The 12,449-nt window shown below is 46.3% G+C and carries 14 protein-coding genes, 2 tRNA genes and 1 pseudogene; 13 read left to right on the top strand and 4 right to left on the bottom strand.

Annotated features, from left to right (window positions below; genetic code table 11):
• Window positions 1–48 precede the first annotated feature (48 nt).
• The 4 genes and pseudogenes from EOPP23_RS15790 to EOPP23_RS21550 all read left to right on the top strand — a co-directional run.
• On the top strand, window positions 49–546 hold the full coding sequence (locus EOPP23_RS15790) for an ImmA/IrrE family metallo-endopeptidase (protein ID WP_153766953.1): 498 nt from the start codon (window positions 49–51) through the stop codon (window positions 544–546).
• A 17-nt stretch (window positions 547–563) separates the two neighbouring features.
• Entirely contained in the window at window positions 564–974 is a 411-nt protein-coding gene (locus EOPP23_RS15785) for a hypothetical protein (protein ID WP_153766952.1), read from the top strand.
• 345 nt (window positions 975–1,319) lie between these two features.
• A complete protein-coding gene (locus tag EOPP23_RS15780) occupies window positions 1,320–1,526 on the top strand; it encodes a cold-shock protein (protein ID WP_153766951.1) in 207 nt (68 codons plus the stop codon).
• 333 nt (window positions 1,527–1,859) lie between these two features.
• Window positions 1,860–1,952: pseudogene (locus EOPP23_RS21550) on the top strand (cold-shock protein); the annotation flags it as partial.
• A gap of 106 nt (window positions 1,953–2,058) precedes the next feature.
• On the opposite strand, the gene EOPP23_RS15775 reads toward EOPP23_RS21550, so the two are convergent.
• Entirely contained in the window at window positions 2,059–2,712 is a 654-nt protein-coding gene (locus tag EOPP23_RS15775; protein ID WP_153766950.1) for a PolC-type DNA polymerase III, read from the bottom strand.
• A 506-nt stretch (window positions 2,713–3,218) separates the two neighbouring features.
• Between EOPP23_RS15775 and EOPP23_RS15770 the strand changes: the two genes are divergently transcribed.
• The gene (locus EOPP23_RS15770) at window positions 3,219–3,425 is read left to right on the top strand and encodes a cold-shock protein (protein ID WP_153766949.1); all 207 of its coding nucleotides are present in this window, start codon (window positions 3,219–3,221) and stop codon (window positions 3,423–3,425) included.
• 267 nt (window positions 3,426–3,692) lie between these two features.
• Here the strand turns inward: EOPP23_RS15770 and EOPP23_RS15765 are convergent.
• Window positions 3,693–3,783: transfer RNA gene (locus EOPP23_RS15765), tRNA-Ser, on the bottom strand.
• A 78-nt stretch (window positions 3,784–3,861) separates the two neighbouring features.
• Window positions 3,862–3,952, bottom strand: a tRNA-Ser gene (locus tag EOPP23_RS15760).
• Between the two features lie 291 nt (window positions 3,953–4,243).
• On the opposite strand from EOPP23_RS15760, the gene EOPP23_RS15755 reads away from it, so the two are divergent.
• From EOPP23_RS15755 to EOPP23_RS15735, 5 genes are all read left to right on the top strand, one after another.
• Complete coding sequence (locus EOPP23_RS15755) at window positions 4,244–4,915, top strand: Bax inhibitor-1/YccA family protein (RefSeq protein WP_194842634.1); 672 nt, start codon at window positions 4,244–4,246, stop codon at window positions 4,913–4,915.
• Window positions 4,916–5,007: 92 nt separating this feature from the next.
• Window positions 5,008–5,400, top strand: a complete 393-nt coding sequence (gene tusD / locus EOPP23_RS15750; RefSeq protein WP_153766948.1) for a sulfurtransferase complex subunit TusD — start codon at window positions 5,008–5,010, stop codon at window positions 5,398–5,400.
• A gap of 2 nt (window positions 5,401–5,402) precedes the next feature.
• Entirely contained in the window at window positions 5,403–5,810 is a 408-nt protein-coding gene (gene tusC / locus EOPP23_RS15745) for a sulfurtransferase complex subunit TusC (protein ID WP_194842633.1), read from the top strand.
• Entirely contained in the window at window positions 5,810–6,097 is a 288-nt protein-coding gene (tusB, locus tag EOPP23_RS15740; RefSeq protein ID WP_153766946.1) for a sulfurtransferase complex subunit TusB, read from the top strand. The genes tusC and tusB overlap by 1 nt, the downstream gene beginning before the upstream one ends.
• A 1-nt stretch (window position 6,098) precedes the next feature.
• Window positions 6,099–6,410, top strand: a complete 312-nt coding sequence (locus tag EOPP23_RS15735; protein ID WP_153766945.1) for a TusE/DsrC/DsvC family sulfur relay protein — start codon at window positions 6,099–6,101, stop codon at window positions 6,408–6,410.
• Window positions 6,411–6,475: 65 nt separating this feature from the next.
• Here EOPP23_RS15735 and EOPP23_RS15730 read toward each other — a convergent pair whose 3' ends face one another.
• Window positions 6,476–7,012, bottom strand: a complete 537-nt coding sequence (locus EOPP23_RS15730; RefSeq protein ID WP_153766944.1) for a YaeQ family protein — start codon at window positions 7,010–7,012, stop codon at window positions 6,476–6,478.
• Window positions 7,013–7,321: 309 nt separating this feature from the next.
• Here EOPP23_RS15730 and EOPP23_RS15725 point away from each other — a divergent pair, with 309 nt between their 5' ends.
• From EOPP23_RS15725 to EOPP23_RS15715, 3 genes are all read left to right on the top strand, one after another.
• Entirely contained in the window at window positions 7,322–8,047 is a 726-nt protein-coding gene (locus EOPP23_RS15725) for a TetR/AcrR family transcriptional regulator (protein ID WP_194842632.1), read from the top strand.
• A gap of 104 nt (window positions 8,048–8,151) precedes the next feature.
• Window positions 8,152–9,255, top strand: coding sequence for an efflux RND transporter periplasmic adaptor subunit (locus EOPP23_RS15720; RefSeq protein WP_194842631.1), 1,104 nt, complete (start codon window positions 8,152–8,154; stop codon window positions 9,253–9,255).
• A gap of 2 nt (window positions 9,256–9,257) precedes the next feature.
• On the top strand, window positions 9,258–12,308 hold the full coding sequence (locus EOPP23_RS15715) for an efflux RND transporter permease subunit (RefSeq protein ID WP_153766941.1): 3,051 nt from the start codon (window positions 9,258–9,260) through the stop codon (window positions 12,306–12,308).
• Window positions 12,309–12,449 lie beyond the last annotated feature (141 nt).

The raw sequence follows: 12,449 nt of genomic DNA, 5'->3' as shown, positions 1-12,449 counted from the left end.
TCTGGTTAGATTGTCATCGTGCAATCCGTATTGACGATAAAAATTGCAATGGAATATACAAGATCAAGAGAAGAGATCAGGGATCTGGCGACCGGCCTGTTGAACAGTGCAGGTGCCGGAGGTCAACTTCCTGTTCCGGTCGATAAAGTGATCGATCACCTGGGCTACTCGTTTGAATATTTTCAGCCGGATACTTCCACCCGAAGCATCGCCGGAGCTGTCAGTCACAACGAAAAAACGGTTTACCTGAACAGTGAAGATACAGCGCGGCGCCAGCTGTTTACCCTGGCCCATGAAATAGGTCATATTGTTCTTCACCTTAATGAAGGCAGCGATGATCAGGATTTTGTGGATTATCGAAAACCCGGACCGAAAACATCTAAAGAAAAAGAAGCGGATACTTTTGCCGCTGAAATTCTTATGCCCGAACAGCATTTTATCAATGCCTGGAAGAAGTGGACCGGTATTCCCTCGCTGGTGGCGGCTTCTTTTGGTGTCAGTGAACAGTCTGTAAAAATACGAGCACGTGTGCTTGGCCTGAGATAAGTATCTGGAGGCCAGGGTTGGCTGAAGTAAAAAATAATAAAAACGCTATTATCAAAAAGCTTTCTCAACAGACGAGCAGCAGTAAGCCTGAGTCTTTGATAGAAAATGTTGTTGAGGAGTCTGTCACTGCCTTACAGACCCTTCAGGAAGAGCAGCTAGAGTGGCATAGATCCCGCAGAAAACACCGGGAAAAATTTGACCGAAAAATATTCACCCTGTTATGTGCACAGGTCGTCTTCCTATCGGTTTTGATGGTCTTTCAGGGTTTTAAACCCTGGGGCTTTCAGCTGGATAACTGGGTATTTGGTTTTTTCATCAATGGCAGCCTTATCTATACCTACGCCATTATTCGATATATCGCTTCTGATTTGTTCAATGGTAACCATGAATTGTTGAAACCTGAAAAAATTAGTGCTGATAACCTTTGAAAATTATTCGAACAGTCATTTTTCCTGATCTCAGGCGATCAGATATCGGTAACTGACTGTTTGTTGTACAAAATATCTGGAGGCGCTAGCTGTTTATAGGCGGAAATATTCTATAACTCGTATAATTACCTGAATTTTTTCAAAGATACTTGTTGCCGATCGCCTAAAGCCGTGTAAAATGACCCCCACGTTACAAGTGCGTTTGATTCTTTATGTTTAGATTAAATGTTCTGGGTGTAGTAGCCCGTCATCTTCTTCATAAGTAACAACAAAACTTCTAGCTTTACGCCTATATTGTTGTAAGACAATGCAGGGCAACTTTGTGTTAATAGATAGGAAATGACTATGTCTACTACTACCGGTACTGTTAAGTGGTTCAACGAAGAGAAAGGTTTTGGCTTCATCGCTCAGGAAAACGGTCCTGACGTGTTTGCTCACTTCCGTCAGATCGTTGGCGAAGGCTTCAAGACTCTGGCTGAAGGCCAGCAGGTTGAGTTCCGCGTAACTCAGGGCCAGAAAGGTCCACAGGCTGAAGATATCCGTCCTCTGTAAGGACTGGCTATAACAGCTATATAACTTTGCTCTGAGCAAGGTACAAAAAGGTGATACTTTCGAGTATCGCCTTTTTTCGTATGGGCGTTCCAAAAGTTCATTCATCCAATTTTGGAAGTGCCTGGTTCGACAGTCGTATGATCGAAGGTCATCTGCGACAATAACAATAATCTATTTTGTTGCAGGTATGGTTAGGCTGGCCAAACAGTAGAGTTCGCAATTCTGTCTTTTGATTTACGTTTTATATAGGTCAGAGTAGGGAGGTGGTCTGCTGTTGTGAGGGTGGTTAATAGTATTTCGGTGGTTTATAGGGGGTTTTCTTTTTTTTGCGAAGGTTTCAAGACGCTGATTGAAGGCTAGCAGGTTGAGTTCACCGTAACTCAGGGTCAGAAAGGTCCACAAGCTGAAGATATCCGTCCTCTGTAAGGACTGGCTACACAGCACAGCTAAATGACGTTGTTTAGGCAGGGTCTGAGAAAAGCAGTACTCTAGAGTGCTGCTTTTTTTGTGTTTAAGGGATAATAAAAACGTATTAATGTATCGGTTGGGCTGATTTGTGTTTGGTAAGAAGTCTGTCAACGGAATGCTTTGGTGTTCGTGATAAGGTATTCATCAGACTGAACGGTATGTGATCCAGTTGATGTGAATTATTCAAGTCATTCAGCATTTCAAGCCATAGATGAGCTGTCATCTCTGCATCAGCCAGGGCTCGGTGAAAAACGCCTTCTGTTGGCAGGTTTTTGTATCGTACTAATGTTCCTAGTTTATGGTTGGGAGCATCCTGATACAGTCGTCTGGCAATTAGCATTGAGCAGGCAAATGAGCCTCTGTAGTTTGAATCAGCCAGTAACAGTTCGGCATCCAGAAACTTTTTATCGAATGAAGCGTTATGGGCTACCAGGTTGTGCCCTTCAATAAATTGGCCAAACTCTTTCATGACAGATGCGCAAGAGTCGGCACTCTTTATCATGGCGTTGGAAATCCCGGTGTAATTCTCTATAAATGAATTGATTCGCCTGTCTGGATTCATTAGTTTCTGAAAGCGGTCAGTGATTTTACCGTTCTCCAATAGCACTGCACCAATCTCAATAGCCCTGTCTCCCATATCCGGTGATAAGCCGGTGGTTTCGAAATCGAGTACGACTACAGTGCTGGCATTGCGTTTATTTAATGAGTTGGACGTCATATGTTTTCCATTAAGAGGTCAGCTGTTCTCTGACTGTCTTTTCGAAGCTGCCTTTGAATAAGGTAGATTTTACAGTATCAGTGCTGTCTGCTGGCACAAGAACTTTACCAATATGAAGGTCATGGAGGTTTACCTATAGTTGAGAATGTACGCCTATCTTTCTCAATTAGTTGCAGCGGTTGTGGTATTGATCTTTATGAGCGCGGTGGTGTTATGAGAAAGCGTCATTGTTTTCCAAGTTTTTATAGGCAGATATCTGTTTTTATCTGGTATTCCCCTCTGTTTAAGTTGGAATCTACTCGTTGTTGTGAATTCAAAGAGCTGTAAAATAGGCTCCACGTTACAAGTTCGTTTGATTCTTTATGCATAGATTAAGTATTCCGGCTGTTATGGCTCGTCATGCTCTTCATAAGTAATAACAAAGCTTCTAGCTTTATCGCCCTTACTGTTGAAAGACAGGCTGGGCACAATTTTGTTAAAACTGTTTTAAAAATTAGGGTATGACTATGTCTATTACTACCGGTACTGTTAAGTGGTTCAACGAAGAGAAAGGTTTTGGCTTCATCGCTCAGGAAAACGGTCCTGACGTGTTTGCTCATTTCCGTCAGATCGTTGGCGACGGCTTTAAGACGCTGACTGAAGGTCAGCAGGTTGAGTTCACAGTGACTCAGGGCCAGAAAGGTCCGCAGGCTGAAGATATCCGTCCTCTGTAAGGACTGGCTATAACAGCTATATAGCTTTGCTCTGAGCAAGGTACAAAAAGGCGATGCTTTCGAGTGTCGCTTTTTTTTGTTGTGGGTTTTGAAAGTCAGGAGTGAGGAGTTTGAGCGTTAAGGTTTATGCGAGTTGCAAGATAATTCTAGGTAAGGGCGTGGTGTAGTGATGAGGCTTTTAGTCGTTTCACGTAAATGAAAAAAATTAAGGATTGTGCACTTACTATCAATCGAAGGTGGCTGGTGAAATGAGATATAAGAAAAATATGGCGGAGGGGCAGGGATTCGAACCCTGGGTAGGCTATTAACCTACGCTGGTTTTCAAGACCAGTGCTTTCAACCACTCAGCCACCCCTCCACAGGGTATAACACTGAAAACAGGACGTTTACGAATGCTACTGAGATTTCGTTGCCAAATAACTTTTCAAATGAGAAGTGGCGGAGGGGCAGGGATTCGAACCCTGGGTGGGCTATAAACCCACGCCGGTTTTCAAGACCGGTACTTTAAACCACTCAGTCACCCCTCCGCGGCAACGAGAACGAATATTACCTGAAATCTTTCCGCTGTCAAACCCTTGAAAAGCAAAGACTATATAAAAAACTACGGATTTATTTACAGCCAGGGATGGCGATACGAATATAAGCAAGAACGGGTTCGGTAAAGCAAAGCAGAATATAGAAGTGTTCTATTTGCTCTGATCAGACGCTATACCCCTGAAAATAGTAGGGTTTATAGTGTAAAAAAGCGTACAGAAGATAGCCGATGAGGCTGGCTTTGGTATACTGCTTCTATATAAGCTCATTGAGAGGGGAATAAGATGGAACGTAAGTCCACCGTAATGTCGGCTAACCCGGCTGCTATTGGCTCGGGTATCGAAATTAACAAGGTTCTGCGTAACACCTATATGCTGCTGGGTATGACACTGCTGTTCAGCGCTGTAACAGCCGGTGTTGCCATGGCGCTGGAAATCAGTCGCCTGACCGCGATGATACTCAGCTTTGTTGGTCTGGGTTTGATTTTTGCTGTTCATAAAACTGCAGACTCCGGTAAAGGCATTGCTGTTGTATTCGCATTTGCTGGCGTAATGGGTGCTGCTCTGGGCCCAATGCTGAACCACTATCTTGCTCTGGCTAACGGTCCTTCACTAGTGATGCAGGCTCTGGGTGGAACTGCGGTAGTATTCTTTGCTCTGTCCGGCTATGTATTGACTACTCGTAAGGATTTCTCCTTCATGGGTGGTTTCCTGATGGTCGGTCTGGTTGTGGCATTGGTTGCCAGCATAGCCCTGATCTTTTTCCAGGTGCCAGCGGCGCATATGGCGTTGTCTGCTCTGATCGTAGTGCTGATGTCCGGCTTTATTCTGTATGACACCAGCCGTATTATTCACGGTGGTGAAACCAACTACATTCGCGCTACAGTTTCGCTATACCTGAATATTTACAACCTGTTCACAGCATTGCTGTCTCTGCTGGGCATGTCTGACGACTGATACTCTCGGTTGTTAAAAAGCCCTGCATTCGCGGGGCTTTTTTATGTCAGGAGTATTATTACTCATGACTATTTATTGGTTTGGAGTCATCTATGAACTACGCACTGGCTGTCTATGGTGCCATGGGCAGCAGTCAGGCTGGGCAGACTGCCTTGAGTTTTGCTAAAGCTGTATTGGCTTCTGGTCACACGGTTTCGCGCATCTTCTTCTATCAGGACGGTGTTCAGAATGCCTCCAGCCTGAGCAATCCGCCTCAGGATGAAGTCAATCTTCCTGCTGAATGGCAGGAACTGGTTCAACAGAATGAGATTGATGCTGTTGTTTGCATCGCTGCGGCTTTGAGACGTGGTGTCGTGGATGCTGATGAGGCTGAGCGTTACCAGTTACCGGCCAGTAATCTTGCTGATGGCTTTCAACTATCTGGCTTGGGTCAGTTACTGGAATCTCTGGTTGAAACGGATCGACTGATCACCTTTGGAGCATGACAATGTTGCAGCAAGCAGAGCCTCAAGAGTCAGAGTCGCAAAAATCAGTGAACCAAACATCTCTCTGTGTTGTTTCCAGCCAGTCTCCCTATAGAGGGCAGAGTGCCAGAGAAGCACTGGATGCAGCACTTGTCTCGGCGTCTTATGACCTGCCCACTTCATTACTGTTGATGGGTGATGGTGTTTATCAGTTGGTTGATCATCAGGATCCTAGCCAGCTGCCCAGAAAAAACCTGCTGGCTATGTTCAAATCACTGGAGCTCTACGGTATTGAAACGGTTTATGTAGACAGTGAGTCTCTTGATGAGAGGGGCCTTGAACCGGAGCAGTTACTGCCTGTCTATACCTTGCTGGAAGGCGATGGTGTAGCAACATTTCTTGCAACTCAGAAAAAGGTGCTGAACTTCTGATGGCTACTTTACACACCGTCAACAAAAACGGACAGCCACTGGAACTCTGCCTGCGCGCTGTCAATAAGGGCGATAGCCTTTTGCTTATAGAAGACGGTGTTTATGCACTGTTTGAAACAGCGGATATTCTTGCTGAACTGATCAGGGATGTCTCTGTCTATGTGCTCGAAGCGGATGTTATGGCCAGAGGTGTCACCAACCGGGATGAGCTGGATATCGAATTAGTGGATTACGCTGGCTTCGTTAGCCTGACCGAGAAAAATGAGAAAGTACTGAGCTGGTTTTAACATGGATCTGAATCTCGATAAAGATGGCTACCTTCTGGATACAGCAGAATGGAGCAGGGAAATAGCTGACCAACTGGCAAACGATTCAGGTGTGCAGTTGACGGATGATCACTGGCAGGTTCTGGAACTGTTACGAAACTTCTATCAGGAGTTTGAACATGCGCCTAGCCAGCGACCGTTTGTGAAATACATTGCCAATCATCTGGGTAAGGAAAAAGGCAGCAGTATGTACCTGATGAAACTGTTTCCCGAGAGCCCCGCCAAGCTGGCCGCCAGAATTGCCGGGTTACCAAGACCAACCAACTGTTTTTGATGGTTTGCACTTTGCCGGACGGTTCAGCAGGCGCCTCAATGGGCGAATAGTTCGCCCATACCTTTTTACTTTCTCTTTTTCAGTTGAATATCTACGCTGCCAGCATCTGAGCTGACCAACGCATGGCCATCCTGAATAGTCACGCTTAGTTGCATGCTTCTGTCAGCCAGGGTTGCCAGCTCTTTACCCTGTTGTTCTGGCAGATCAAATACTGAAAGATTATTGAAACGTTTCAGAGTGTTTTGGTTCTGTTGCCACCAGCTGTCAGATGTTCTACCACCGTAGTTTATTAACACAGCTTGTTTTGCTCGGCCGCAGGCCTTTCGAATACGTTTTTCGTCTGGCTGCCCAAGGTCAATCCAGAGTTCTATTTCATCGCTCAGGCTTTTCTGCCAGAGGTCGGGTTCATCATCGGTGCTCAGGCCTTTAGTAAAACTCAGCTGTTCACTGGCATAAAAAGCAAAGGCCATTACCCGGATCATCATTCGTTCATCGGTCTCGGACGGATGCCGGGCAATGGTCAGTAAGTGGTTCTGGTAATAATGTCGATCCATGTCGGCAATTTGTAAATCGCATTTGAAGATCGTGGCTTTCAGTGCCATAACTTATGTCCTGAGCAATCTGTAAGTGTGTAGACACACATCATCGAATAGTAAATTTCTATATCCCGCCGTTAGTGGGGATATAGCTCATGATTTCGTATGTCAGGGGGCTTTATGACCACAGACCCTACCGTTTTACTATGAAAATGCAAATTCCTGAAAGCTGTCACCGTGTCGGTTTGACGTTATCGGAACTGTTAATTTCTTATTCTGCTGACACTGTTTTTTGCCACTTCGGAAAATACTGGTTTGGTTTCCGAATGAAAAACGAATATTATTCGGAAACAGTATCATTTTAGTATGACCGCCATGTCACGACAGCAAAAACGAGAACAACGAGAGTCGGAAATTATTCAGGGTACTCTTCAGTTACTTCAGGAAAAAAGTTTTTTGGATCTGAAAATGTCCGAAGTTGCCCAGGTTGCAGAGTGCTCCATGGGCGCTATCTACTCTCACTTTTCCAGCAAGGAAGACCTGTTACTGGGTTGTGCTCTGGATATTATGAGGAATCAGGTCATTGTCCTGCACAAGGCTCTTGAAGTGCCTTCCGAGCCTTTAGAGCAACTACTGCTGGCTACTTTCTGCTGCATTATCTGGGACGAACAGCAACCCGCTAACTACGCTTTGAATCAGCTGGCGATGAACCCCTGTGTCTGGCAGCGTGCATCGTCTCACCGAAATAATGCGATGAATCAGGAAATTGAAAAAATTGATTTTCTGGTTCAAAACATTGCCACAAAGGTTCTGGAGCATGACAGTCCGGCTCACGCGTCAGACGACAACACTAAATCACTTTATTTGGGTCTGATCAGCATTAGTCATGGTTATTTTATGATCAGAAGTTCGGGTTATGGTGAATTCACCACCATCCAGAATGGCAGTGGCGTAGCAGAGGCACAAAACCTGTATCTACTAAGTGTTAAAAGTTATCTGGCGGGCTGGGGGCTGGCTGAAACAAACTCACTGGATGACCTTCACTCACTGTATAGGAGTGCTGAATCACTGGTGCTTGCTCAAATAAGCCAAACCAGCTGATTAGATTTCATAGAACAGATCTATTTTAGTTCTGACTATGCAGTTCATTTTTAATTACTACACCGGCGTCGTTGTTTCGCCGGCATTTTGCTATGGAGAGAAGAATGTTATCGCGAAAAAAACTTCAGCGATTGATGCCAGGGTTACTGACTGTACTGGCAGCCGTTGTGCTGACAGGTTGTTCTGAACCTGAGCAGGAAGTCAAAGAGGTGATTCGGCCGGTAAAACTGTTTACTGTCCAGTCTGATGACAGCGCCAGTCTGCGCCAGTTTCCGGCCAAGGTATCGGCCAGTAATCAGGCCGATGTTTCGTTTCGTATTTCCGGTGAGTTGATTGATCTTCCGGTCAACCAGGCGGACGAAGTTAAGAAGGGACAGTTGCTGGCTCGACTGGATGATCGTGATATCAAAAATGAACTGGCTGTTCGACAATCCGATCATGAACTGGCGAAAAGCAGTTATGACCGAATTGCTTCTCTGAGAAACAAGAAAGTGGTTTCCCAGTCTGATCTAGACAATGCCAGTGCCAAGCTTAAATCCAGTCAGGCAGCTCTGCGACTTGCTGAAGACAAACTGGCCTACAGTACTCTGAAAGCACCGTTTACTGGTCGTGTGGCTCAGACTCTGGTGGAGAATTATCAGTTTGTTCAGGCCAAGGAGACCATTCTTGTTCTTCAGGGCAGTAACACACTGGATATCAGTATCCAGATTCCGGAAGGCATTGTGTCTCAGGTGCGTAAGGATTCTATTGATCAGAGCTACCACCCTTATGTGATTTTTTCCAGCAATCCCGATCAGCAATTTGAGGTGATTTACAAGGAGCATTCAACTCAGGTGACTCAGGGTACTCAGTCCTATGAAGCGGTATTCTCTTTGCCGATTCCCGAGAACCTGACGGTTTACCCTGGTATGGCTGCGACCCTGACAATGGATCTGTCAAAAGTAATCAGGGTTAAAAACAAAGCTGAAGTTATCTTGCCACTGACTGCTGTGCTCAAGGATGATGCTTCTGGTAAGCAACAGGTTTGGCTGTTCGACAGTGAACAGAATATTGTCAATCCGGTAACCGTGACGGTGGGTCCTATTACCCAACATGGAATAGCTATTACTTCTGGTGTCAAGGCAGGTGACCAGGTGGTGAGTGCCGGTGTTAATCGCTTGCGTCCAAACATGAAGGTTAAGCCTCTGCTGCGTGAGCGAGGCCTGTAATAATGAACATTGCAGAATATTCTATTCGCAACAAGGTGCTCAGCTGGGTCTTTGTTGTCCTGCTGCTGATTGGTGGTGTTGTGTCGTTTACGGGGTTGGGGCAATTGGAATTTCCAGAATTCCCGGTTCCCAACGCGATGGTGAATACCGCCTACCCGGGAGCATCCCCGGAGCAGGTGGAAGAAGAAGTCACTTTGCCGTTGGAGCGAGCTATCCAGCAACTGGAATACATCAAAACCATTGATTCCATTTCCAGCGCCGGCAACTCCCAGATCATGGTGGAGTTGAAAGAAACTGTGACGGCGAGTCAGCAGCCTCAGGTTTGGGATGAGTTGAGACGGAAGATTAATGATACCCAGTCTTCGTTGCCTCAGGGTGTCTACCCGTCTTCGGTGAACGATGATTTCAGTGATGTGTTCGGCATCATGCTGACCATCAGTGGCCGTGACTTTGATTACCGTGAGTTGGAAAATTACGGTGATTTTCTTCAACGTGAACTGTCGCTGATTTCTGGTGTTAAGAAAGCCCAGTTGGCAGGCACTGTTCGAGAACAGGTGGTGATCGAAATGTCCCAGGCCAGAATGGCTGCTCTGGGTGTTGATCCGTCATTAATCTTTGGGCTTATTCAGAACCAGAACGTAGTGTCTAATGCCGGCAATATGTTTATTGATGGTCTTGCCGTTCGAATTCATCCAACCGGCGAATTCAAAAACATCAAAGAGTTGAAAGAGTTGGTGATCAGTTTACCTCAGTCGACTGAGCTGATCTATCTGGGTGATATTGCCGAGATTACGACTACTTTCGACGAAACACCGATGAACCTTTACCGCAGTAATGGTGAGAAAGCCATTGCCCTGGGTATCTCCTTTGCCAAGGGGGTGAACGTAGTTGATATCGGAAAGTCTGTCAGTGATCGACTGGCAGAGCTGGAGTCCATTCGTCCGGTCGGTATGGATCTTAGTGTTGTCTATGATCAGCCCAGTGTTGTCGATGCCTCGGTTAGTGGCTTTCTGGTCAGTCTGGCTCAGGCGATTGCCATCGTAATTATTGTGTTGCTGTTTGCAATGGGCGTACGCTCAGGTCTGCTGATGGGTGGTATTCTGTTGCTGACCATCCTTGGTACCTTTATCGGTATGAAGATTCTCAATGTCCAGCTGCAGTTAATCTCTCTCGGTGCTCTGATTATCGCTCTGGGGATGCTGGTGGACAACGCCATCGTTATCACCGAAGGCGTACTGGTTGGTTTGCAGCGTGGCATGTCACGACTGGAAGCGATTAAGCAGGTGGTTATGCAGAACCAGTGGCCACTGCTGGGTGCGACACTGATTGCGATTATTGCTTTTGCGCCCATCGGTCTGTCTTCAGACTCTACTGGCGACTTCATGATTTCGCTGTTCCAGGTGATGTGTATTTCCCTGTTTATCAGCTGGGTTCTGGCTATTACCCTGACGCCTTTCTTCTGTCACCTGGTATTCAAAGAGATGCCTGCGGCTGATGAAAATGCTGATCCATACAAAGGTGCGCTGTTTACTTTCTACAAAGCATTTTTAGGTAAGGCATTAAGGCATCGCCTGATTTCACTGGGCTTTACCGTTGCAGCATTGATGCTGGCTATTGTTGGCTTTGGACAGGTAAAGCAGGCTTTCTTCCCACCTTCGAATACACCGATTTTCTTTGTCGATGTCTGGTTGCAGGAAGGTACAGACATTCGCAAAACAGAAGAGACGGTTAAGGAACTTGAGCAGACAATTCTTGGCTTTGAAGGTATCAAAAATGTCACATCTACCCTGGGTATGGGCGCACAGCGTTTTATTCTGACTTATGCACCTGAGAAGGTTTACAGCAGCTATGCCCAGCTGATTGTTGAAGCAGACAGCCTGGATAAGATCCGTGAAGTATTACCGGGCATGCGTTCAGAGATGATTCAGGCTTATCCGGAGATGGAGCTGAAATTCAAGCTGCTGAATGTTGGTCCATCTCCCGCAGCCAACATTGAAGCTCGTTTTTTTGGCTCTGACCCTGTTGTACTTCGTGAACTGGGTGCCAAGGCGGTGGCTGTGATGGAAGCCGAGCCACTGGCTGAAGATATTCGTCACTCATGGCGTGAGCAGGTCAGCATTGTCCGTCCTCAGATTGATGAGGCGGCTGCCCGTCGCAGTGGTATCTCAAAGCAGGCGCTCGACCAGACCATGCTGATCAACTTCAGTGGTAAGCAGGTCGGCACCTATCGTGACGGCAGTCACTTGTTGCCTATCGTAGCCAGAGCGCCGGAAGAAGAACGCCTGAATGCAGACCGTATTACGGATCTTCAGGTCTGGAGTAAAGAGCGTAATGCCTTTGTGCCTGTCGGACAGGCAGTGACCGGTTTTGACACTAAATCAGAGAATGCCTTGATTGTTCGTCGTGATCTGAAGCGCGTACTGACAGTTATGTCGGATATCAAACCGTTCAGCGATCAGACACCAGAAGTTTTGAGACAGAGGTTGAAGGACAAAATCGAAGCGATTGAACTGCCGGATGGTTACGTGCTGGAGTGGGGCGGTGAGTATGAGTCATCTTCTAATGCACAAGCCAGCCTGTTCAGCAGTCTGCCAATGGGCTACCTGTCTATGTTCCTGATAACCATTCTGCTGTTCGGCACTATTCGACAGCCAATCGCTATCTGGGTAACCGTACCGCTTGCAGTCATTGGTGTGGCATCCGGTCTGTTGATTCTGGATATGCCGTTTACCTTTACTGCACTACTCGGTTTATTGAGTCTGTCCGGTATGCTGGTGAAAAACGGTATAGTGCTGGTGGAGCAGATCAATATTGAAACCGAGAAGGACATCACAGTTCAGCAGGCGATTACCGATGCTGCAGTCAGTCGTGTTCGTCCGGTGAGTATGGCTGCGCTGACCACCATGCTGGGTATGATTCCACTGGTCTTTGATGCGTTCTTCAGTTCTATGGCGGTAACGATTATCTTCGGTCTGGGTTTTGCTACAGTGCTGACACTGATCGTTTTGCCAGTAACTTACTCCTTGCTGTATCGGATTCGTTTTGATCAGTGAGTGATATCTGAAAATCTGTTCTGATATGAAGCCCGGTGATTCCGGGCTTCTTTATATGTACTGAAACTATTAAGTATCCGGACATATTAGATCGTCATTTCCCCGCCTGCGGCGGGGAAATGACGATCTAATATTCGATAA

This window comes from Endozoicomonas sp. OPT23 (genome assembly GCF_009653635.1).
GTDB lineage: Bacteria > Pseudomonadota > Gammaproteobacteria > Pseudomonadales > Endozoicomonadaceae > Endozoicomonas_A.
Note: the sequence above shows the minus strand (reverse complement) of the source record. Positions and strands in the feature narration are given on the sequence as shown.